Here is a 23,753-nt window from a genome sequence, read left to right on the forward strand (position 1 = left end):
ATTACAAGAAAAAAGCTAGTTATATTTAACTAGCTAATTAAAGAGTATCCTTATAATATTCTTCTGATATTTTTTCTACATCTTCAACAATACCATCTTCTAAATCATCATATATTCCTTGATTATCTCCTGTAGAATCAGAAGGATCATCTTTAACCATATTAAATCTTGCTACTGCTTGATAACTGTCTTCTCTATCAAATTCTATTCCTTCATTTTTTAGTTCATCGATGTGACTTTTGGAAAAAGGTAAAGGCCTATCCTCTTCTTCAGGTCTAAAACTCATTTTCTTTTCTAAAGGTATTCTTTTTTTAGAACAATCTATACAAAGTTTAGCATAGGGTATCAATTCCAATCTATTGAAATCTATTTCTTTGCCACAGACCTTACAAATTCCATAATTACCTTCATCTATATTTCTAAGTGATTCTTCTATTTCATAAATAGTATCATTATTTTTATTTTTTAGTCCCATATCATGTTCTTTCATGAACATTTCTGTTCCTAAATCTGCTGGGTGATTGTCATAAGAAGAAAGTTCACTTGAATATTCCTCCATTGACTCAGAAAAATTGTTTTCCATTTTATTTAAAATTTCTTCAACCTTTGCTCTTTCTTTAAACAATAAATCTCTAAAATGAGCAAGTTTTTTCTTCTCCATTATCTGCCTCCTTCTAAAGATTTTACTTTCTATTTAAACTAATGCAAAAGCTACTCAGTGATACTATTCCCACTTTAAATAAAATAATACTGAGTTGATATCTCGTTTAATATATAAAAAACCTCCCTAACATATTTCGATTATGTAATATAGTAGGGAGATTTTTTACTTTTTATATATTCATATTCTTTAGTCTTTTAATTTCATTTACTAAAATTTCAAACTCATAAAAATTAAGAGATTGAAAACCGTCAGAAAGTGCCTTTTCAGGATTTGGGTGGATTTCTATCATAACTCCATCTGCACCAATGGCCAACGCAGCTTTAGTAGCAGGTAATATCAATTCTCTTCTGCCCGTACCATGACTTGGATCAACTATTATAGGATATTCTGACAATGATTTAATTGTTGGTACACTTACCAAATCTAATGTATTTCTAGTGTATTTTTCAAAAGTTCTTATTCCTCTCTCACATAATATAATATTTTCATTTCCTTCCATACTTATATATTCACAAGCCTTAAGCCATTCCTCAATCGAAGAACTCATACCCCTTTTTAAGAGTATAGGCTTATCAGTCTTACCCACTTCTTTTAGTAGTGGAAAATTTTGCATATTTCTCGAGCCGATTTGAATGATATCTATATAATTATATGCCCTTTCAACATCTCTAGGATCTAAAATTTCTGATACTATTTTCATTTCATATTTATCTTTTATATTTTTTAATATTTCAAGTCCTTCAAATCCTAAACCTTGAAAATCATTTGGATCAGTTCGAGGTTTAAAAGCTCCCCCTCTCAAAACCTTTATCCCAAGTGCACTTAAAAATTTCCCTATGGATTCCATTTGTTCTTCACTTTCTACAGAACACGGTCCTGCAACAATTGTGAAATTATCTCCGCCAAATTTAACTCCATCCCCTATATCAATAATTTTTGTCATAACAAATTCCTCCAAAAATAGTTTTACATATATTATTTATATTATTTCTTCGATATTGTCAAGGATTTTAAAAAATGGAGGCTATGCCCCCATATCATCTGTTCTATCAATCTCTTCTATTGCTATTCCTTTTTCAATCTCATCAGATTCTTTTGATGAAGCACTTTCTATTTCATTGTAATAATCATCCAATGTAGACAATTGAGCTTCTATCAAGGATTTAAATCTAGTCTTAAAAATATATATCTCTTTTCTTAAACTCTCATATTCTTCTTGAATTTTTATTACTTCATCATGAGCATTTTCTATTATTCTTCTAGATTTTTCTTCTGCTTCCATTATAATTAAATCCGCTTTTTGCTTTGCCGTATTTGTCACTTCTTCAGCTGTTCCTTGAGCTACTACCAATGTATTTTTCAATGTATCCTCAAGATTGTTGTATTGTTTTAACTGATCATTTAAAATTGTAATTTTTTCTTTTAATTCAATATTTTCCTTATAAAGCTTTTCATAATCAACAATAATTTCGTCTAAAAAGCTATCCACTTCTGTTTCATTGTATCCTCTAAAAGATTTATTAAAATCTTTGTTCTGTATGTCTAAAGGTGTAAGCATTCCCTTCACTCCATTTATTTAAATATTCTAATACCAACTTTCAATCTATCCTTTTTAGTTGTGCCAAATATTGAATATAAAACAAATCTTCCATAACCTCTAACTGAAACAATATCGCCTTCTTTTAGTTCAAAAAAAGGCTTTTTTATTGGCTCCCAATTAACTTTTACTTTACCATTTTTAATAATATTTAAACTATCATTTCTAGATAAATTAAAACTACTACTTATAGTTGCATCTAACCTTAAAGAAGAGACATTAACTATCAACTCTTTATATTTCTCAATTCCTTCTTTTAGAGTATCTCTATTTATATATTCAATATTTATATTATTGTTCCCAACTTTTCTTAAATTAAATAAAATATAGTCAGAAATATCACTACTTACTATTATTTGAACATTGTCCTCATGTATTAAAATATCTCCAATTTTTCCCCTCATTATTCCTAATCCCAATAAAGAACCTAAAAAATCCTTGTGCCTTAATCCTTCGATATTCCCACTTATAGACAATGGAGCAATAGGGCTTTCTTTTAAATCAAATCCCATATAATTGGGATAAATTATGAGAATCTTTCTTTCGGCATTAGAAAGGCCACCATCCTCTATATAAGATATATGTTCAAACCTATTTAAAATAGATTTAGCAAGTCTCACCTCATAGGGATCTAAAAAATCCGTAGCTTGAACTATATGTCTATCTTCAACTATTTCTATCTTATCTAAGACTCTTCTCATATTCATTACTTCATCTTTATCTTTTATGTGAGAAATATACTGTTCTTTGTTATTAATCATCTTATCACCATATTAAAAAATAATAATTTTTAAAATATAAATAATCAAATTCATAAACAATAATGCAAGTAATGGTGAAAAATCTAAAAAACCTGTATCTATTCCTAATCTTTCCAAAATCATGCTACAAGGCCTTAAAATAGGCTCTGTAACATCATATATAAACCTACTAAATCCACTTCTATAATCTATTGGTAAAAATGATAAAAATATTCTAATGAAAATAAAAACTTCAATTATATCAAATAATATATTTATAGCCTTATAAAAAACAATCATAATTTTTCCCCTTATTTATATTTTACCAAGTAAACAAACCTCTGCTTTTTATATCTTCTTTTAATTGCCCATCAATTTCAACATTATTTGGAGCAAGTATGAAAATGTCTTTTGTTACTTTATGAATATTTCCTTCAAGAGCATAAAGTCCACCATTTATGAAGTCAAATATTTGTTTTTTGCACTCTAATTCTAATTCTTCTAAATTTACAACAACAGTTTTTCTCATTTTTAAATCGTCTATTATCTTCGGAGCATCTTCATAATTTAAAGGTTCATGAACAACTAATTTCATATTCATATTGTTATGAATACTAACTACTTTGTTATTTACCTTTACAGACTGAGGTATATCTAAATCTTCTTCATCGTAATCATCATATTCTTCATATTCCTCATCTAAATCTTCCAACCCCATAAAATACTTAAATTTGTTCATAAAATTTGACATAATATTCCCCCCTTAATATACTCTTTTACCAAATATTGCGGTACCAATTCTTACAATGTTGGCTCCTTCCTCTATAGCCACTTTGTAATCATTAGTCATTCCCATAGAAAAATACTTCATTTCTAAATTTTCATAATTTCTCTTTTCTATTTCATAGCCTAAATTTCTTAAATCTCTAAAAACAAATCTTACTTCTTCTGGATTTTCTGAAAAAGGTGCTATTGTCATAAGACCTTTAATTCTAATATTTTTAAAATCTAGTATGGATTCAATAAATGGAATCACTTCTTCTTTTTTAAGACCAAATTTCGTCTCTTCTTCTGCTATATTTACTTGGATAAGCACATCTTTTATAATATTTTCTGATTCAGCCCTTTTATTTATCTCTTTTGCTAGTGACATTCTATCGAGTGAATGTATTAAGTCAACCTTATCTATAATATATTTTACCTTATTGGTCTGAAGATGTCCTATCATATGCCAATTGACATTTCCTTTTATTTTATCATATTTATCCATTATCTCTTGTACCTTATTCTCACCTATGTTCTCTAGGCCATAACTTATAGCTTCATTTATACTATCCACATCAACAGTTTTGGTGACTCCAACTAAAATAATATCGTCTTTGTTTCTTCCTGAAGCAATCAGTGCACTTTCAATATTCTCTTTTACTCTCAAAAAATTATCTCTTATACTAATTTTAAACACCCCCTCGTTGTCAGTCTATAATCTGTCCTTCCTTAGCCTTTCCACCAGTCAAAAGAATTTCATCAAATACTTTTATGGTTTTAATTTTTTTATCACTTCCTTCAATATCGATAAGATTATTATTGTTTCCCTTAGAAACAATAGCATATTCTTCATTTTGACCTAATATTTTAACTGGTCTAAATCTTATTATTCCACTAATATCTTTAATATAAACACCATTTAAACCATCTTTTTCACAAATAGCTTTTGTAGGAACCTTTAAGCCTTCATTCTTAGATTTAATTATCTTAACATCTACATTCCTCTTTTCATAATAATCATGAAAATGAGTATCAAGCCTAATTGCAACCAAGCCTTGTCCATTTTTAGGCTGTATTTTTATTATTCTGCCCTTTAGTTCTTCATCTCTGCCATCTAAACAAACCGAAAGCATATCTCCTTCTTTTAGAGACTTTATTTCTTTTATGTCATCAACATCTACTAGCAAATACCAATTGTAATTATCCATTATCTTAAATAGTGCATCCCCTACATTTACAACTGATTTATTTTTACTGACTTTAGTTTCTGCTTCTTTATCCCTTATATCTTCTAATGTGTAATTTAAAATATTTTTCCCACTATATATTTCTTCAAACCCATCAATCTTAAAGCTAACAATTCCCGCCTCTTGAGAAAAATAATTCACAGTACTATTTTGTATTTCCTTAGTTAACTCTTCTTTTTTCTTTCTTAAATTATCTAAACTCTGATTGGCAAGAGTGTTTTCACCTATAGCGTTGTTTTTCTTTCCTAACGAACAATATAGCTCTTCTTTCAATTGTGCAGTTTCATCATAATTCCCATTTATTATATTATCTTGAAGTTCCGCAATAACAAGTTCAGTATTCTTTTCAGATTTAATTTCATCTTTCTTTGCTATTTCTTTTTGCTTATTTACCTTTTCTATAGATTCTATCTTTTTATTTACTTCTTCTAGTTCACTTTCTAAAGAGGAATCCTCCTCTTTAAGTGATAACTCAGCTATTTTTGCTCCTACTTTAACTCTCTCTCCTTCATTTTTAAAAAAGCTTATTTCCCCATCTCCGTCAGCTCTATATACTCTTTCATTTCTAACTACAATTCCTAAAAAATGAACACTATCTTCTATAGTACCCTCTTCCACAAGGACAGTTTTTAAATTAGATGCATATAATGCTGGAACACTTCTAAATATCAAATAGATAAGAATAAAAGAAATAAACGCAGCTCTAATCCACTTTTTTCTCTTTCGTTTTTTATCTCTTTTTCCTTTTGACATATTATACCATCCTTCATGAATAATTAACCTTATATACTAATTCTCTATTTCTTCTATTTTTCCTTCAAAACTTTAAAATTTTTTTTAGGTCTTAAGACCCATTTTAAAATTTTAAAAAAACTTTCCATATTTACTTACAATTTTAAATTTAATGATATTATCAATATTTAACTTCCTTATCTTATCATCATGAGTAACCATGAGTATAGCTCTTTCCTTTTTCTTTGCTCCAATAACTATGCCCTCTAATTTTTGCTTGCCTTTTAGTACTACTTTTATTTCATCCCCTGACTTCACCTTGCACCCATCAAAAACAAATTCTTTCATATCAGCTTCATCAATATGTTCTTGAGTTATGGATTTTTTATTTATCAGAATAATATTGTTTTTAAGATATAGTTTTTCTTTAAGTACTGCAAATATATATCCAATGACACTGACCATAAATAACATAAGCAAAAAATACTTAATATATACTATCAATTGAATACCTCCATCTATATTAGTATTTATTATTATTAAGTATAACACATATCTACACTTACTTAAACCTACTTTACAAACACTTAATCCTAATATATAATATAATTATGTCATCGGGATGTAGCGCAGTATGGTAGCGCACAAGTCTGGGGGACTTGGGGTCGCTGGTTCAAATCCAGTCATCCCGACCATAAATAAGAGGATAGAAAATTAAAATTTTCTATCCTCTTATTTTTAAACTTTCCTTATCTATATTAGATTATAATACAGATGAGGCCTCCGCTTCCATCGTTTATTATTCTTTCTAGCGTTTTTCTAATCTTCCGTCTTACATCATCTGGCATCATATCAAGTTTTCCTTGTAGTTGTTCATTTACAAGATCATATAATGACTTTCCAAATAAATTTGATTGCCATATTTTAGATGGATCTCCTTCGAATTCATCTAAAAAGTATTTAACTAACTCTTCACTTTGGCTTTCTGTTCCTATAAGAGGGGATACCTCGGTAGTAATATCTGCTCTTATTAAATGAAGCGATGGTGCTTTAGCTTTTAGCTTTACTCCAAATCTATTCCCCTGCCTATATATCTCTGGTTCATCTAATTCAAGTTCATCTAAACTTGGGCTTACCAAGCCATATCCAAATTCTTTAGCATCTGTCAAGGCCTTTTCTATTTTATCATACTCATGCTTTGCTTGAGATAATTTAGAAATAAGACCTATAAGCTGATAATCACCCTGTATACCATATCCTGTAATTTCTTTCAGAACATTATAAAACATACTATCTTCCAAAACTATATCTATATTAGCTACTCCCTCTCCTAAATTTATCTCTTTAATTCTAGTTTCCTTTATTGTTTCAAGTTCACTTAAAGTTTCTACAACAGAATTTATTTCACTTAACTTTTGAAGAGTTTCAATAGACTCTTTCAAAGATTCTAAAATATTAGATTTTATCCAATGATTTCTATTTAATCCTTCCATCCAACCTGGTAAATTTATTTTGATTTCTTTGACTGGAAATTCATAGAGTATTTTTTCAAATATTTTTTCCACATCAGTTATATCCATGTTTAAGCAATCCACTGCAATTACAGAAACATTGTACTTCTCTTCAAGACTTTCTCTTAAAGCAATTGTACTATCTAAATTGGGATGTTTAGAATTCAAAAGAATTATAAAGGGTTTTTCCAATTCTTTTAGTTCATTTATTACTCTCTCTTCAGCTTTTATGTAATTTGATCTGTCTATATCTGTAATAGAGCCATCCGTAGTAACAACTATTCCAATAGTAGAATGATCTGTTATCACTTTCCTTGTTCCTATCTCTGCTGCTTCTTCAAAAGGTATTTCTTTTTCATACCATGGTGTAGTAACCATTCTAGGTATATTATCTTCTTCATGCCCAATAGCACCTTTAACTAAGTAGCCAACACAATCTACCATTCTTAATTTAAATCTGACATTATCCTTTAGAGTAAGCTCTACGGCTTCATTGGGAACAAACTTTGGTTCTGTTGTCATAATAGTTTTTCCTGCTCCACTTAAAGGTAATTCATCTTTAGCTCTTTCTTTTTTATACTTGTTTTCTATATTTGGAATAACCAACAGTTCCATGAAACGTTTAATAAAAGTTGATTTACCAGTTCTTACAGGTCCTACTACCCCAACATAGATATCTCCATCTGTTCTTTCAGCAATATCTTTATATATGTCAAATTTCTCCACCATTTTACCTCCTTTTCATTGTATTCCAATTATATATTGGTTTCCTAACATTATATATATGTACTTAGCTTGAGAATATGACAGACGCCATAAAAATAAAAGACATACTTATAAGTATGTCTTTACCATTCACTATCTAAAATTTTAGCTATATCTTCCATTTCATGTTTTTTATCTCTAAGCATTAAATTCACAACAGAATTTCTTACATCTTTTCCTTCATAGAGAACTTCATATATTTCTTTAGTAATAGGCATCGTAGCCTTATATCTCAAAGAAAGTTCATAGGCAGATTTAGTAGTTTTTATACCTTCTACTACCATTCCTACACTTTCAACAGCTTCTTCTAAACTCTTGCCCTCTCCTATAAGTATACCAGCTCTTCTATTTCTACTATGCATGCTTGTACATGTAACTATTAAATCTCCAATACCAGCAAGACCTGCAAAAGTTTCATAATTAGCACCCATTTTTTCTCCAATCCTAGCCATTTCAATTATTCCTCTTGTCATAAGAGCAGCCTTAGTATTATCACCGTATCCTAGTCCATCTGAAATTCCTGCTCCAAGAGCAATTACATTTTTCAAGGACCCACCCAGTTCTACTCCTATGACATCAGGATTTGTATAAACTCTAAATTTAGGTGCCATAAATACATCTTGTATATACTGGGCAACCTCCTTTTCTTTTGATGCTACAACTACAGTAGTAGGGATATCCCTTGCAACTTCTTCAGCATGAGATGGTCCTGAAAGAATAGCATACTTATTTTCTGGAAGGATTTCATTAACAATTTCAGAAATTCTCATAAGGCTCTCATTTTCTATTCCTTTTGCCACATTTACAATTATCTGATTTTGTCTTATGCATTTTTGCCCATTTGCTAAAGTTTCTCTTACAGCATGAGAAGGAACGGACATTACTAGAATATCTTTGTCATAAATAGCTTTTTCAAAATCTGAAGTTAAATTTACATTGTTGGGAATAATCACTCCTGGCAAATATTTTAAATTTTCTCTAGATGTTCTCATCTCTTCACATTGCTTGTCACTTCTTACCCATAGATCAACCTCGCATCCTTTTTTAGAAAGAAGTATAGCTAAAGCAGTGCCCCAACTTCCTCCCCCTATAACTGCAATTTTTTCTACCATGTATGTCAAACCTCCTATATTTATTCATTAGTTTATTTTACTTTTTCACCCAATTTTGACTCCTCTCCATTTTTAAGTCTTTTTATATTACTTCTATGCCTAAATATTGCCATTGAAGCTAATACAATTGTACAAATGAAAAATTTCAAGTCAAAAGGTTTCTTTAAAATGATTCCTAAAATCGGTACTAGACAGGTTGCTACTATTGAACCTAGGGATACATACCTTGTCATACCTATGATAGTAAATCCTATAGCTATGCAAATAATAGCTGTAGGTAAATGTAGATATAACATAACGCCAAGTGAAGTCGCAATGCCTTTACCACCTTTGAATTTTAGAAATACTGGCCAATCATGGCCTATAACTACAAACACTCCTGCAATTAATGCTCCATTGTAGCCCATAAAATAATTTCCTATGTTTACAGCAATGATTCCTTTTAAAATATCTAAAATAAATGATATAAGGCCTATTTTAACTCCAAAAACCCTTAACGCATTTGTTGCACCAGCATTGCCACTTCCATACTGCCTTATATCTTTGTTTTTACATGCTTTTCCTAAAATATATGCAGAGGAAAAGTTTCCGATAAAATAAGAAATAATAGCTATAAGTATAATTTTGTTCAAATTAATCCCCCTTTTCTTTAAATTCAAGCTGGATTGGAGTGCCTTCAAATCCAAAATTTTGACGGATCTGATTTTCTAAATATCTCTCATAAGAAAAATGTGAAAGTTCTCTATCATTAATAAATATGACAAACTTTGGTGGTTTAATACCTACTTGTGTTCCATAATATATTTTTAATCGTCTTCCCTTATCTGTTGGTGGCTGATTTAAAATGACTGCTTCATTTAAAATATCATTAAATATACCTGTGCTAATCCTTTTCGTATAGCTACTGTACACTTCTTTTATTAGTTCAAAAACTTTATTTACCCTTTTGCCAGTTTTCGCAGATATTAAAACTATAGGTGCATAGGTAACGAAAGATAAAACATTTCTGACTTCTTTTTCAAATTCCAAATATGTCTTATCTGATTTCTCAATTAAATCCCATTTATTTATGGCAATTATAAGAGCTTTTCCTCTTTCATAAGCATGACCAGCTATTTTAGCATCTTGTTCTGTAACCCCTTGTGTTGCATCAATTATCAATATACATACATCTGATCTATCTATAGCAGTTAAAGATCTTATGACACTATATTTTTCAATATTTTCGTCAATATTTCTCTTTCTTCTGATTCCTGCTGTATCAATAAACACATACTTATCATCTTTGTACTCGAAATAAGTATCTATAGCATCTCTTGTTGTGCCAGGTATATCGCTTACAATGACTCTTTCTTCTCCTAATATACAATTTATAAGAGATGATTTCCCCGCATTTGGCTTTCCAATTACAGCAACTTTAATTGTATCTTCGTCATACTCCGTATCTTTGTCCTCAGGAAAATTTTCTACTACTTCATCTAATAAATCTCCTAATCCTAAACTTTGTCCTGCAGATACTACTACAGGGTCTCCTAAACCTAATTCATAAAATTCGTATATATCAGGAGGTGTTTTTGGTGTATCTATCTTATTACAAACTAATATAACCTTTTTCCCAGATTTTCTAAGCATATTTGCTATTTCTCTATCAGAAGCAGTTATACCTTCTAGCCCATCTACAACAAAAAGTATCACATCTGCTGTATCTATGGCTACCTCTGCCTGTCTTCTAATTTGAGATAATATAGTATCCTCACTATATGGTTCAATACCTCCTGTATCTATCAAAATAAAATATTTATTCAACCATTCAGCCTCTGCATAAATTCTATCTCTAGTAACTCCAGGCTTATCTTCTGTAATTGAAATTCTCCTACCTACTATTCTATTAAAAAGAGTAGATTTCCCTACATTTGGTCTCCCAACTATACATACAACTGGTCTCATAGTATCACCTCATATCCTTTGTAAATATATTTATAAAATCTTTTCCTTTAACCTTTGTTGGAATAACTTTAATATTTAGCACTTTTTCAATATCTTCAATTGTCAAATCATCTAAAAAAACTTTTTCTCCACTTCTAAGCATTGAATTAGGTATTATTAAAGCATCAAAATTTTTATATTCTTTCAATTGATTAATCAAATCTTGTCCTGTTATAAGACCTGAAACAGTAATAGTCGTTCCAAAAAAATAATTTTTTATTGGAACAACTTTTATTTCCAATCCACTTATATTAGCCATGACTTTGTCACAAATTGATTTTATAAACTCATAAGCTAATGTTCCTGTTGCAACAATATACTTGTTTTTTAAACTTATATTATCTTTTAATTTCTCTATTTCCCTATCTACTTCATATGAAAAAAGTCTCATAAGTCCTACACCATTTTCTAGCTGAAGAAACTTCTCATATTCCTCATAAGATGGAGGATCAATATTAGTCATTGCATAAAATTCATCAGATGGGAAAACAAATCTGGTACCTAGCTTTTTTAAATATTCTTCCTGCTTATTTCTTATATATTTTAAAAATTCAAGGGAAGATACTTCATTAAAAGGCTCAAGTTTAGGAAGACCTTCCCTGTATTTAGTAATACCTACCGGTACTACTGCCACACTATTCACGCTTGGATAAAGTTTAGATAAATCTCCTAGTGTTCTATCAAGTTCTGCCCCATCATTTACTCCTGGAACTAGAACTATTTGACAATGAACCTCAATTTTAGCTTGACTAAACCTTTCTAAAATACTATATATTTTCCCAGCATTTTTATTGTTAAGCATTTTTATTCTCAATTCAGGATTAGTTGTATGAACAGAAACATTTATTGGACTTAATCTATAATCTATAATTCTTTGTATTTCATCATCCCTTAAATTAGTTAGAGTGATAAAATTCCCTTGAAGAAATGAAAGCCTTGAATCATCATCTTTAAAATATAGTGTTTTTCTCATTCCTTTAGGCAATTGATCAATAAAACAAAAAATGCATTTATTTCTACAACTTTTAGCCCTATCAATAAGTGGATTTGTGAAATATATTCCTAAATCTTCGTCATAATCTTTTTCTATTTCAAAATCCCATATCTCATCATTCTTTTTTTGAATAGTCACAACAATATAATCATCAGATATTAAATATTTATAGTCAATAATATCTAAAACTTTGTTATCATTAATTGAAACAAGAATATCTCCAGGTTCAATTCCTAGTTCTTCGGCAATACTGCCTTTTTTTACTTTTTCAATAATATTTTTATCATTGTCTAGTGATTTTAGTTCCATAATATATTCCTTTCGTTTTTTTACTTATGTATATTTTATTATAGTAATAGCTTTATGTAAATAGATACTGTTCTTAAATAATATTTCCTTAAATTAATTTGAATATGCTAAAATTTAAAACGCCTACAGTGAAAACTGTAGGCGTCAATCTTTTATTCATATAATGGATATTTCTCACATAAATTTTTGACTTTACTTCTTATATCATCTCTATTGTTTTCTTCATCCAATGCAAGACTTATTATCTCTGCTATTTCTTTCATATCTTCTTCTTTCATTCCTCTAGTTGTAACTGCTGGAGTACCTATTCTCAATCCACTTGTCACAAAAGGACTTTCTGGATCAAATGGAATAGTATTTTTATTAGTTGTAACTCCAATTTCATCTAGCAATGCTTCAGCTTTTTTACCTGTTAATCCTTTATTTCTAACATCTAAAAGTATTAGATGATTGTCAGTGCCACCAGATACCAATCTAAAACCTTTTTCTAACAACGCCTCTGATAATGCTTTTGAATTCTTTAAAATTTGTTTTTGATATTCTTTAAATTCATCTGTCAAAGCTTCTCCAAAACTAACAGCTTTAGCAGCAATAACATGCATAAGTGGTCCGCCTTGAATTCCAGGGAATATAGCCTTGTCTATCTTTTTTGCGTATTCCTCTTTACAAAGTATAGCACCACCTCTAGGTCCTCTTAAAGTCTTATGAGTTGTAGTTGTCACGAAATCTGCATAAGGAACTGGACTTGGATGAAGACCTGCTGCAACTAGTCCTGCAATATGAGCCATATCAACCATAAGATATGCTCCTACTTCATCGGCAATTTCTCTAAATTTTGCAAAATCAATAATTCTTGGATAAGCACTTGCTCCTGCTACAATCAATTTTGGTTTTTCTCTTTTTGCTATTTCCATTAATTCATCATAATCTATTGTTTCCGTTTCTTTATCTACTCCATATGCAACAAAATTAAAATAAGTACCAGAAATATTTACAGGGCTACCATGAGTTAAATGTCCACCTTGTGAAAGATTCATACCAAGAACTTTATCTCCAGGTTCAAGAACTGCAAAATAAACTCCTAAATTGGCATTAGAACCAGAATGAGGTTGAACGTTTGCATGGTCTGCTCCAAATAATTTTTTTAATCTTTCCCTAGCTAAATTCTCTACCATGTCTACATATTCACAACCACCATAATATCTTTTAGCTGGATAACCTTCAGCATATTTGTTTGTAAGCTGACTACCCATAGCTTCCATTACTTGAGGAGTCACAAAATTTTCTGAAGCAATAAGCTCAATTTTATTTCTTTGCCTATTTGTTTCTAATTCAACAATTTTCATAACTTCTGGATCATATTTTCTTAAATTTGTAAAATCCATATTTTATCTCCCTTCTTATTGTATTTATTTCTTATGTATTTCTTTTACTGCCATTTAATAATATAATAGACTTAGACTTAGATTTAAATAGTATTTGTTTTCCTATTATATTATATAAATTTCATAATATTTTTACAAGTTAAATTGTTTTAATAATAGGGGTGAAAAAGAAAAAATGGTAGATAATTTAGAAAATGAAAAAAAAGAAACAAAAGAACTTCTATCTCTTGCAATCTTAGCAGGGAGTATAATGCTAAAAAACGGAGCAGAAACTTACAGAGTTGAAGATACTGTAAATAGGATATGTAAATCTAGAAAAAAGACAAAATATGTAGAATCCTTTGTAACTCCAACAGGCATTTTTGTATCTCTAGAATATGGAAATGAAATCATGACATATGTCCAGAGAATAAAAACTATTAAAATTGACTTAAACAAAATAGATATGATAAATAATTTTTCAAGAAAATTTGCAGAATCAGATCTGTCCATAGAAGAAGGTATAAATGAATTAAAAAAAATTGATAAAATTACTGGATATGAAAACACAATAAAAATATTATGGGGAAGTCTCGCTGCAGGTTTTTTCTCTCTCTTGTTTGGGGCAAACCTTTGGGATTTTATGGCAAGCTTTATGGTTACTATATTTGTATTAATATTTACTACTAAATTGTGCAAATTCAATATAACATTCTTTATAAGTAACTTCTGCGGTGCAGCTATTGCTTCCGCATTATCTATATTGCTTGTGAAAATAGGTTTAGGAGAAAATGTCGATAAAATTATAATTGGTGCAATAATGCCATTAGTACCAGGAGTAGCTATAACCAACGCAATCAGAGACACTATGAGCGGGGACTTCATATCTGGTCTTTCACGAGGTATGGAAGCCATAGTTATAGCTCTTTCTATTGCTTTTGGAGTAGGGTTAGTATTGAAAATATATTTTAAAGGAGTGATTTAATTGGAAATTATAAAACAATTCTTTTTCTCATTTATATGTACAATAGGATTTGCTATATTTTTTAGTATTCCAAAAAATTCAATATTGAAATCCGGAATAACAGGTGCCATAGGATGGGTTATTTATATTCAAATAACCAATATTTTTTCTTCTACTATTTTAGGTATTTTTTGCGGTGCACTTACAGTTGGAATCCTTGGAGAAATGCTAGCCAGGAACTCAAAGAAACCAGCTACCGTTTTTATAATACCTGGTATTGTTCCTTTGGTTCCAGGCTCTGGAATGTATTATACTATGCTAGCTATAACAGAAAAAAGATTTAATGATGCAGCTAATATAGGAACTGAAACTATATTTATAGCTGTAGCTATTGCTATGGGAATTATCATATCATCTAGCTTGAGCAAATCCATTAAAAGAGTAAAAAATAAGTCTTAGATTACTTTGTATATTTTATTATAGTATCAACTAGTTCATCTAAAACCTTTTCATCTGTTTCATCAATTAAAGAAACTTTAATACAATCTTTCATATAACCTTCTAATATTATACCTCCAACCTTATTTAGTGCTGATCTAGCAGCAGCAATTTGAATAAGTATGTCATTGCAACACTTGCCTTCTTCTACCATTTTTTGTATTCCTTTTACTTGTCCTTCTATTCTTTTTAGACGATTTATTATTGCAACTCTATCGTCAACGTCCTTATTCAAATCTATACCCCCTAAATTTAAATTTTTCTTGTCATTTCAAAAGTGAGTTCCCCATCTTTCTCAACCTTTTTATCAATTTTTTTTAAAATTATATATGCAATAGTTAGAAAAACAAGCCCTAATAAAAAACTAAAATTTTCATAGCTTTTTATTCCTATTGATTGGAATATATACATACCTAGAACTATACCTAAAATAAGCATGACAAATGGAATCATATATATTAAAATTGTGTACTTCAATACACTTTTTGTTTTCACTTTTATCTCTACATAATCTCCTTCTTTAGCATTCAAAGTATTGGGTAAATGAACTTTAACACCAGGAACATTGCATGAACCTGAACAATTCTCACAACTATGACCACACGCTGACATTCTTTTTACTTCTACTTCAGCCATATTGCCATCAATTTTAGTAACCAAACCTACTTGCTCCATTTTATGCCTCCTTGCCAATTAAATCTTTAACTACCTCTGAAGCAATAATAAGACCTGCTACAGATGGGACAAACGAAATACTTCCTGGACTTGATTTTCTGCAATCTTTTCCCTCTATATTGGCTTTAATAGGTTTTTCATCTGACCAAACTACCTTTAAATCTTTTATTCCTCTTTTCCTAAGCTCATGTCTCATGACTTTAGCTAGAGGACATACGCTAGTACTATAAATATCTCCCACTTTAAAACTTGTAGGATTTAATTTGTTTCCAGCACCCATAGAACTTATAATTGGTATACTTAAATTTTTACATTTCTCTATTAAATCCAGTTTAGAAGATACTGTATCTATAGCATCCACTACATAATCATATTTTTTAGATACTAATTCATCTATATTAGATTTTTCCAATCGCACATTATAAATTTCTATGTCTATTGAAGGATTTATATCTAGTATTCTTTCCTTCATAACCTCTACCTTGGCTCTTCCTATTGTGTTGAAATTAGCATGAATTTGTCTATTTATATTTGTAATATCTATTGTATCATAATCAACCAACACAATACTTCCAATTCCTGAACGCACCAACGCTTCAGTAGCAAAAGAGCCTACTCCTCCTATTCCAAATATACATACCCTTGATTCTCTTAGTTTACTCATAGCTCTACTGCCTAACAACAATTCTGTTCTCATAAAAGGATTATCCATTTACACATCACCTTCAATTAATAATATCCAGGGCAATAAGCCCTGGTATTTATTCTTTTATATCTAACTTCACATGAACCTCTTTAAGTTGTTCTACGCTAACATCTGTTGGTGCACCAGTCAAAAGACAAGTTGCACTTTGAGTTTTAGGGAATGCTATTACATCTCTTATATTGTCATTATTTGTAAACAACATAATCAACCTGTCAAACCCATATGCCAATCCACCATGAGGAGGTGTTCCATATTTAAAAGCTTCAAGTAAAAATCCAAATTTATCCCAAGCTTCTTCCATAGTAAATCCTAGTGCTTTAAACATTCTCTCCTGCAATTTTCTATTATTAATTCTTATACTTCCCCCACCCATTTCATCTCCATTGATAACTATGTCATAAGCTTTAGCTCTTACTTTTTCTGGTTCTGTCTCTAATAGTTCAATATCTTCATCCATAGGATGCGTAAAAGGATGGTGTTTAGCTACATATCTTTGTTCTTCATCATCATATTCAAACAATGGAAATTCTGTTATCCATATAAGTTTTAAATCATTTTTATCTATTATATCAAGTTTTTTTGCAATTTCAATTCTCAGATTTCCAAGGCTATCAAATACCACACTAGATTTATCTGCAACAAATAATAATAGATCATTTTCTTTACCATTCATTCTTTTAATTATTTCATTTAGCTCTTCTTCCCCTAAAAATTTAGCTATAGGAGAAGTAATTCCTTCATTGGTTATCTTTATCCACGCTAGACCTTTAGCTCCAAAAGTTTTTACATACTCTTCTAATTTTGAAATATCTTTTCGTGAAAATTTATCTCCATAGCCATTTACATTTATTCCTCTAACTTCTCCGTTGTTTGAAATAGTTTCACTAAAAACTTTAAAACTTGAATTTGCTACTATATCACTTATATTGACAAGTTCAAATCCAAATCTTAAATCTGGCTTATCTGAACCAAATCTCTCCATAGCTTCTTTGTAAGTCATTCTATTTATTGGCAATTCTATTTCTATACCTTTTATTTCTTTAAAAAGTTTATATAACAATCTCTCATTTAACTCAATTACATCATCAACATCTACAAAAGACATTTCCATATCTACTTGAGTAAATTCTGGTTGTCTATTAGCTCTTAAATCTTCATCTCTAAAACATTTTACTATTTGATAATATCTATCCATTCCAGACACCATTAAAAGCTGTTTCATAAGTTGTGGTGATTGTGGAAGTGCATAAAATTGCCCAGGATTTACTCTACTTGGGACTAAATAGTCTCTAGCTCCCTCAGGAGTAGGTTTAGTAAGCATTGGAGTTTCTATTTCAACAAAATTGTTCTCATCAAGAAATTCTCTTATGACTTTTGCTACTTTGTGTCTAGTCTTCAAATTTTTTTGCATAGAAGGCTTTCTCAAGTCCAAATATCTGTATTTTAATCTCATGGATTCAGAAACATCATCATTATCCTTGATATAAATTGGTGGTGTCTCAGCTTCATCTAATATTTTTAACTCACTTGCTAAAACTTCTATTTCTCCTGTAGGAATATCATTATTTATTGACTCTCTTTTTCTTACCTTTCCTTTTGCTGCAATGACATATTCACTTCTTATTTTCTCTGCTTTTTCAAATATTTCTTTTGACAAAGTATCATCAAATACTACTTGAACAATTCCTGTTGTATCTCTTAAATCTACAAATATAAGAGAACCTAAATTTCTCTGTTTTTGCACCCAGCCCATCAAAACTACTTCTTCACCAATATTAGATACTCTTAAATTTCCACACATATGAGTTCTTCTTAAATTTCCCATTTTTTCACCCATATTCTAAACCTCCTTTAATAATTAAAGCCCCTCGTTCCTTGTTACAGGGACGAGAGGCCATATCTCGCGGTACCACCCTAATTAGGTAATTCCTCACTCAAAATAGATAACGCATTTAGCGAATGAACCTACTTAAGTTTCAGTTCATCGACTCAAAGATGTCTTCATTAAACATTGGCATCGGATTTCCACCACCACCGATTCTCTATAGCCAAGAGATTTAACTACTATTTCTTTTCCTCGTCTTTACATATGCTTTTAATAATTATAAAATAAATATTAAATTGTGTCAATGTACATTCTCTTTCTTTCTACCATTTCATCAATTCTTTCCAAATAATCTTTTAAATTTTTTACATTTGGTACCCTTTCCAGTCTATTTTCATTAGGATAATATATCTTTGACACTCCACCAGCTCCTACAGCCAATATAGTCTCTTTTTCCTCCATAATAAGCATATTGTATATGCATTCTTTTCCTTCTATAGAATATCCTGTATTCTCAAAATTTCCTAGCATATGTTTTTGTCTATATAAATAATAAGGCCTTAAATTCATTCTTTCTGCATATTTTCTACTCATATCCAACATATTTTCAATTGTACTTTGGCTTTCTATGGAAAAATTCTTTATACTCTTACTAAATATAGAGGCTCTTTTAATTGCAAGTGTATGAACTGTCAAATTTTCAGGATTCAATTTTAATATCTTATCTAAAGTATTTGCCAATTCATCGGTACCCTCTTCAGGTAATCCTACTATTATATCCATATTTATAACATCAAATCCTATATTCTTAGCTAAAGCAAAAGCTTCTATAATATCTTTTTCAGTATGCTTTCTACCAATTATTTTTAGAGTATCCTCATTCATAGTTTGAGGATTTATACTTATCCTATTTATGTCATTGGACTTTAACATTTGTAGTTTTTCCTTATCTATAGTATCTGGTCTTCCAGCCTCTACAGTTATTTCCTTTATATTTTCCTTACCATACAATTCATATATGCTTTTTATTATACTATCAAGATTTTTTGTAGGAATAGCTGTAGGAGTACCCCCTCCTATATAAACTGTGTGTATTTTCTTATCATTTAAACACTTACTTATGGACTTTAATTCATATATTATCTTTTCTGTATATACATCTACATATTTTCTCCCTACATCCATTGAATTTGAAGGAAAAGAACAATATATACATCTAGTAGGACAAAAAGGTATACTTACATAAAGACTAAATCTGTCCTTTGAAAGTGGATATATATATTCTCTCTGTATCTTTGCTATATCAATAATTGTATTTGCCTTGTAGGGAAAAAGCTTGTACTCTTTTGTTAATATATCATATATACTATTTTCATCTAAACCTTTATCTAAAAGATCATGAACAATTTTAGTAGGTCTTACTCCTGTAAGTATTCCCCAAGGAACTTTTACTTCTAGTATATTTGATAAAGCTACATAAATAGATTGTTTTATACCTATCTTTATTTTTTTCACTATTTCATCACGTTTTATATCAATATTATTTATAGAATCTACTTTATATTTGCTTATCACATCGTTATTATAGACAACTATCGCAATAGCTGAATAATCATCCTCTACCTTTATAAGATGATTTTTTATCAAAAACCCTTCTCCCGTATATTCATTTTCAGTTTGAATAAAACTTATTTCCTCACCAAAGAAAAAAAGCTTTACTAGTTCATTTACCTCATAAGTAAAATCATGACCATCTAAATAAACTAAAACCATAATTTTTTTCTCCTCAAAAATCTTTATCTATATCTTTTATCAAACTCTCTACATGTTTTTTAGAAATACCAAGTTCTTTAGCTATTTCATCCATATCTAGTCCCATTTCTATCAATTCATCAATATCACGTATATCTATATTCTCTCTTGATTCATTTGAAAAAAACGATTTCTTTTTCATAACTTCACCTCCTAGGTTCTAATCTTAAAATTCCCTAAGACGTTAAAAAATATTCTCAATTAATTATAAATGGATTATATTTCTTTTCCCTTCCAATTGTAGATGATGGGCCATGACCAGGATAAATAATAGTATCATCAGGATACAAAATTAGCTTTTCTTTTATAGAACTTATTATATCTTCATAAGAACTACCTTCAAAATCAGTTCTGCCAATAGAACCAGCAAAAAGTGTATCTCCTGTAAATAAATTGTCTTCAATCTTTATACTAATCCCACCTTTTGTATGACCAGGAGTATGAATGATATTTATTGTATGATCTCCTAGAACAAGTTCTTCTCCATCTTTTAACAATTTGTCAGGAATAATTTCAATACTTCCCATAATCATCATACTAGACAAATTTTTCTTGTCATCTTTTAATAGTTCTGCATCATCTTCATGAATCAACACAGGAGCACTAGTACCTTTTCTCACTTCTTCTACTCCACCTATGTGATCTCCATGTCCATGAGTTAAAATGATATATTTTACTTTTAAATTTAATTCCCTTATTTTATTTAATATTTCATCTCCAGCTCCACCTGGATCAATTACTACAGCTTCATGAGCATCTTCATCATAGACAATATAACAATTTGCTGCATATACACCTACAGGTAATCTTAAAACTTTCAAACATATCCCTCCTAAAAAGTTTTTTTGCTATCTAAAAGAATAGTCACTGGTCCATCATTTATAAGATTCACTTTCATATTTGCTCCAAATATACCTTCTTCAACTTTTATATCATAATTTTTACATTTATCTATAAAATCTCTATACATTTTTTTTGCCACATCTGGCGGAGCTGAAGAAGTAAAATTAGGTCTCTTACCCTTTCTAACATCTCCATATAAAGTAAATTGTGATACTATTAAAAGTTCACCTTTTACATCCATGATAGATAGATTCATTTTTTCATTTTCATCTTCAAAAATTCTTAATCCCATTATCTTTTCTACCAAATAGTTTAAATCTGTTTCATCATCTTCATTGCCAATTCCTAAAAAAACCAAAAGTCCTCTATCTATTTCACTTACAATATTATCACAAACAATTACACTTGCAGAAGTAACTCTTTGTACAACTGCTCTCATAGTATCATCCTTTCATTAAGTGGTCACTCTATATACATCAATTACTCCTTTTATTCTTTTAATCTTTTTCATCAAATCCTTTAGTTGCTCTACATCTTTGGTTTCAAGAGTTATATTCATAACCACTAATTTTTCTTTATTGGTTCTTGCATTTAAGGAAGTCACTGTTAAATTTGCATCTGTTATTCTTTGAGTGATATCTGTTAACAATCCAGGTCTATCAGAAGCTTTTATTTGAATCTCTGCTTGATAAGATGCTTTCTTATCTGTATCCCATTCAACTTCAATATACCTTTCATGACTTGCTAAATCTTTTATATTTGGACAATCTTTTCTATGAACTGATACACCTCTTCCCCTAGTTATATATCCAACTATTTCATCTCCTGGAACAGGATTGCAACATTTTGAAAAGCGAACTTTTATATTGTCAACTCCTTTTACAGTTACTCCTTGAGTAAATCTATTTTCTTTCTTATGAACAGAAATATTTGAATTAGATTCAAGAAGATTTTTTTCATCTCTCAATTTATAATAATCTTTGTGAAATTCTTTTAATTTTGGAATCACCTGAGACAATGTTATGCTACCGTATCCCAATCCAGCATATAAATCATCTACACTACTCAAGCTAAGTTTGCTTGCAATAGATTTTAACCAATCCTCTTTTAACATTTCAGTTAATTTATATCCTTGCCTCTTTACTTCCTTTTCAAGTATATCTTTTCCTTTAACAATATTTAAGTCTCTTTCTTCTCTTTTAAACCATTGCCTTATTTTATTTTTAGCTTGACTGCTTTTTACAATTTTCAGCCAATCTCTACTAGGACCTGTACTATTTGCTGAAGTTATAACTTCTACAATATTTCCATTCTTCAACTTATAATCCAAAGGTACAATTCTACCATCTACTTTAGCTCCTACACAATTATTCCCAACTGCTGTATGAACCCTATAAGCAAAATCTATAGGAGTAGAACCATTAGGTAAGTTTATAACGTCGCCTTTTGGTGTAAAGACAAAAACTTCATCTGTGAAAAAATCTATTTTTAATGATTCCATAAACTCTTTAGGATCCTTCATCTCTTTTTGCCATTCAAGCATCTGTCTCAACCAAGTAAGTTTTTCATCAAAATTATCTGCTTTAACTGTTCCTTCTTTGTATTTCCAATGAGCTGCAATACCATATTCTGCAGTTCTATGCATTTCCCAAGTCCTTATTTGCACTTCAAAAGGTTCCCCTTGAGGGCCAATAACTGTCGTATGAAGTGATTGATACATATTAGGTTTAGGCATAGCTATATAGTCCTTAAATCTCCCGGGAATAGGCTTCCACATAGTATGAACTATTCCAAGAACACCATAACAATCTTTTACAGTATCTACTATAACTCTTATAGCAGTTAAGTCAAAAATTTGTTCAAAATTTTTGTTTTGATATACCATTTTTCTATAAATGCTATAAAAACTTTTAGGTCTACCACTTATTTCACAAGGTATCTCCATTTCATCAATTTTTTTCTTAAGCATGTCTATTATAAACTGTATATATGCTTCCCTCTCTCTTCTCTGTTTAGATACTTTATCTACCAAATCATAATAGCCTTCTGGATCTAAATATCTTAAAGATAAATCTTCAAGTTCCCATTTGATTTTTGAAATACCAAGTCTATGGGCTAAAGGTGCATATATTTCCAGAGTTTCCAAAGCTTTTTCCTTTTTCTTTTCCTCGCTCATGTATTCCAAGGTTCTCATATTGTGAAGTCTATCGGCTAATTTTATGATTATAACTCTAATATCTTTAGCCATAGCAACTACCATTTTTCTTAAATTTTCTGCTTGACTTTCTTGCTTAGTTTTATAATTTAATTTTTTTAATTTTGTGACCCTTCTACTAAATTGGCAACTTCTTCCCCGAATTCTTCTACTAGAGTTTCATATGTCACGTCAGTATCTTCCAATACATCATGAAGCAATCCTGCTATAATAGTTGAAGTATCCATATTTAAATCCGCAAGTATCATAGCTACATTATACGGATGAATAAAAAATTTTTCTCCTGAATTTCTATATTGGCCTTCATGAGCTAACTCAGCAAAATTATATGCCTTAATTATCTGTTTCATATCAGCTTGAGGATTATACTGTTCAATTTTTAAAATAAGATTTTCTATCATGCTTACCACTCATTTCAATATATATTGT

At 29.9% G+C, this 23,753-nt stretch carries 25 protein-coding genes, 1 tRNA gene, 1 pseudogene and 1 other annotated feature; of the genes and pseudogenes, 3 read left to right on the forward strand and 24 right to left on the reverse strand.

Annotation, left to right across the window (positions count from 1 at the left end; translation table 11 throughout):
- Positions 1–37: 37 nt before the first annotated feature.
- The 9 genes from ACFWUA_RS11215 to ACFWUA_RS11255 all read right to left on the reverse strand — a co-directional run bounded on the left by ACFWUA_RS11215 (position 38) and on the right by ACFWUA_RS11255 (position 6,249).
- A complete protein-coding gene (locus ACFWUA_RS11215; RefSeq protein WP_416198106.1) occupies positions 38–661 on the reverse strand; it encodes a TraR/DksA C4-type zinc finger protein in 624 nt (207 codons plus the stop codon).
- A 172-nt stretch (positions 662–833) separates the two neighbouring features.
- Positions 834–1,607 (reverse strand): bifunctional 3-deoxy-7-phosphoheptulonate synthase/chorismate mutase, encoded by a 774-nt coding sequence (locus tag ACFWUA_RS11220; protein ID WP_416198107.1) that lies wholly within the window; start codon positions 1,605–1,607, stop codon positions 834–836.
- An 81-nt stretch (positions 1,608–1,688) separates the two neighbouring features.
- Positions 1,689–2,222 (reverse strand): DivIVA domain-containing protein, encoded by a 534-nt coding sequence (locus ACFWUA_RS11225; RefSeq protein ID WP_416198108.1) that lies wholly within the window; start codon positions 2,220–2,222, stop codon positions 1,689–1,691.
- Positions 2,223–2,236: 14 nt separating this feature from the next.
- Positions 2,237–3,022 carry an RNA-binding protein gene (locus ACFWUA_RS11230; protein WP_416198109.1) on the reverse strand — a complete coding sequence of 262 codons (786 nt, stop codon included), beginning with the start codon at positions 3,020–3,022 and terminating at the stop codon, positions 2,237–2,239.
- A gap of 12 nt (positions 3,023–3,034) precedes the next feature.
- Complete coding sequence (locus tag ACFWUA_RS11235) at positions 3,035–3,301, reverse strand: YggT family protein (protein WP_416198110.1); 267 nt, start codon at positions 3,299–3,301, stop codon at positions 3,035–3,037.
- Between the two features lie 22 nt (positions 3,302–3,323).
- Positions 3,324–3,752, reverse strand: coding sequence for a cell division protein SepF (locus ACFWUA_RS11240; RefSeq protein ID WP_416198111.1), 429 nt, complete (start codon positions 3,750–3,752; stop codon positions 3,324–3,326).
- 12 nt (positions 3,753–3,764) lie between these two features.
- Positions 3,765–4,454, reverse strand: coding sequence for a YggS family pyridoxal phosphate-dependent enzyme (locus ACFWUA_RS11245; protein ID WP_416199207.1), 690 nt, complete (start codon positions 4,452–4,454; stop codon positions 3,765–3,767).
- A 19-nt stretch (positions 4,455–4,473) separates the two neighbouring features.
- Positions 4,474–5,766: an HlyD family efflux transporter periplasmic adaptor subunit gene (locus tag ACFWUA_RS11250; protein ID WP_416198112.1), complete on the reverse strand. Its 1,293-nt coding sequence runs from the start codon at positions 5,764–5,766 to the stop codon at positions 4,474–4,476.
- Between the two features lie 111 nt (positions 5,767–5,877).
- Complete coding sequence (locus ACFWUA_RS11255; protein ID WP_416198113.1) at positions 5,878–6,249, reverse strand: hypothetical protein; 372 nt, start codon at positions 6,247–6,249, stop codon at positions 5,878–5,880.
- A 114-nt stretch (positions 6,250–6,363) separates the two neighbouring features.
- Here ACFWUA_RS11255 and ACFWUA_RS11260 point away from each other — a divergent pair.
- Positions 6,364–6,440, forward strand: a tRNA-Pro gene (locus ACFWUA_RS11260).
- Between the two features lie 63 nt (positions 6,441–6,503).
- On the opposite strand, the gene spoIVA is transcribed toward ACFWUA_RS11260, so the two are convergent.
- From spoIVA to glyA, 6 genes are all read right to left on the reverse strand, one after another.
- Positions 6,504–7,982, reverse strand: a complete 1,479-nt coding sequence (gene spoIVA, locus ACFWUA_RS11265; protein WP_416198114.1) for a stage IV sporulation protein A — start codon at positions 7,980–7,982, stop codon at positions 6,504–6,506.
- 122 nt (positions 7,983–8,104) lie between these two features.
- Positions 8,105–9,133 carry an NAD(P)H-dependent glycerol-3-phosphate dehydrogenase gene (locus ACFWUA_RS11270; RefSeq protein WP_416198115.1) on the reverse strand — a complete coding sequence of 343 codons (1,029 nt, stop codon included), beginning with the start codon at positions 9,131–9,133 and terminating at the stop codon, positions 8,105–8,107.
- Between the two features lie 32 nt (positions 9,134–9,165).
- A complete protein-coding gene (gene plsY, locus ACFWUA_RS11275; RefSeq protein ID WP_416198116.1) occupies positions 9,166–9,765 on the reverse strand; it encodes a glycerol-3-phosphate 1-O-acyltransferase PlsY in 600 nt (199 codons plus the stop codon).
- 1 nt (position 9,766) lies between these two features.
- Entirely contained in the window at positions 9,767–11,080 is a 1,314-nt protein-coding gene (der, locus tag ACFWUA_RS11280; RefSeq protein ID WP_416198117.1) for a ribosome biogenesis GTPase Der, read from the reverse strand.
- Between the two features lie 4 nt (positions 11,081–11,084).
- Positions 11,085–12,422, reverse strand: a complete 1,338-nt coding sequence (locus tag ACFWUA_RS11285) for a DUF512 domain-containing protein (protein ID WP_416198118.1) — start codon at positions 12,420–12,422, stop codon at positions 11,085–11,087.
- 152 nt (positions 12,423–12,574) lie between these two features.
- Positions 12,575–13,807 (reverse strand): serine hydroxymethyltransferase, encoded by a 1,233-nt coding sequence (glyA, locus tag ACFWUA_RS11290; protein WP_416198119.1) that lies wholly within the window; start codon positions 13,805–13,807, stop codon positions 12,575–12,577.
- Positions 13,808–13,982: 175 nt separating this feature from the next.
- Between glyA and ACFWUA_RS11295 the strand changes: the two genes are divergently transcribed.
- Together ACFWUA_RS11295 and ACFWUA_RS11300 are read left to right on the forward strand one after the other, a co-directional pair.
- Positions 13,983–14,771 (forward strand): threonine/serine ThrE exporter family protein, encoded by a 789-nt coding sequence (locus ACFWUA_RS11295; RefSeq protein WP_416198120.1) that lies wholly within the window; start codon positions 13,983–13,985, stop codon positions 14,769–14,771.
- Positions 14,772–15,209 (forward strand): threonine/serine exporter family protein, encoded by a 438-nt coding sequence (locus ACFWUA_RS11300; protein ID WP_416198121.1) that lies wholly within the window; start codon positions 14,772–14,774, stop codon positions 15,207–15,209.
- A 1-nt stretch (position 15,210) separates the two neighbouring features.
- Here the strand turns inward: ACFWUA_RS11300 and ACFWUA_RS11305 are convergent, their stop codons facing one another.
- The 9 genes and pseudogenes from ACFWUA_RS11305 to ACFWUA_RS11345 all read right to left on the reverse strand — a co-directional run bounded on the left by ACFWUA_RS11305 (position 15,211) and on the right by ACFWUA_RS11345 (position 23,725).
- Positions 15,211–15,483, reverse strand: a complete 273-nt coding sequence (locus tag ACFWUA_RS11305) for a metal-sensitive transcriptional regulator (RefSeq protein WP_416198122.1) — start codon at positions 15,481–15,483, stop codon at positions 15,211–15,213.
- A gap of 17 nt (positions 15,484–15,500) precedes the next feature.
- Positions 15,501–15,923 carry a SoxR reducing system RseC family protein gene (locus ACFWUA_RS11310; protein ID WP_416198123.1) on the reverse strand — a complete coding sequence of 141 codons (423 nt, stop codon included), beginning with the start codon at positions 15,921–15,923 and terminating at the stop codon, positions 15,501–15,503.
- A 1-nt stretch (position 15,924) separates the two neighbouring features.
- Positions 15,925–16,635, reverse strand: coding sequence for a ThiF family adenylyltransferase (locus ACFWUA_RS11315; RefSeq protein WP_416198124.1), 711 nt, complete (start codon positions 16,633–16,635; stop codon positions 15,925–15,927).
- Between the two features lie 49 nt (positions 16,636–16,684).
- Positions 16,685–18,466: an aspartate--tRNA ligase gene (gene aspS / locus ACFWUA_RS11320; RefSeq protein WP_416198125.1), complete on the reverse strand. Its 1,782-nt coding sequence runs from the start codon at positions 18,464–18,466 to the stop codon at positions 16,685–16,687.
- Between the two features lie 42 nt (positions 18,467–18,508).
- Positions 18,509–18,716, reverse strand: a binding site (T-box leader).
- Positions 18,717–18,745: 29 nt separating this feature from the next.
- Entirely contained in the window at positions 18,746–20,227 is a 1,482-nt protein-coding gene (gene hemZ, locus ACFWUA_RS11325) for a coproporphyrinogen dehydrogenase HemZ (RefSeq protein WP_416198126.1), read from the reverse strand.
- A 13-nt stretch (positions 20,228–20,240) separates the two neighbouring features.
- The gene (locus ACFWUA_RS11330; RefSeq protein WP_416198127.1) at positions 20,241–20,408 is read right to left on the reverse strand and encodes a hypothetical protein; all 168 of its coding nucleotides are present in this window, start codon (positions 20,406–20,408) and stop codon (positions 20,241–20,243) included.
- 55 nt (positions 20,409–20,463) lie between these two features.
- Positions 20,464–21,087, reverse strand: a complete 624-nt coding sequence (locus ACFWUA_RS11335; protein ID WP_416198128.1) for an MBL fold metallo-hydrolase — start codon at positions 21,085–21,087, stop codon at positions 20,464–20,466.
- An 11-nt stretch (positions 21,088–21,098) separates the two neighbouring features.
- On the reverse strand, positions 21,099–21,548 hold the full coding sequence (dtd, locus tag ACFWUA_RS11340) for a D-aminoacyl-tRNA deacylase (protein WP_416198129.1): 450 nt from the start codon (positions 21,546–21,548) through the stop codon (positions 21,099–21,101).
- A 15-nt stretch (positions 21,549–21,563) separates the two neighbouring features.
- A pseudogene (locus tag ACFWUA_RS11345) lies at positions 21,564–23,725 on the reverse strand (RelA/SpoT family protein).
- Positions 23,726–23,753: the final 28 nt, after the last annotated feature.

This window comes from Sporanaerobacter sp., assembly GCF_047830725.1.
Lineage (GTDB): Bacteria > Bacillota > Clostridia > Tissierellales > Sporanaerobacteraceae > Sporanaerobacter.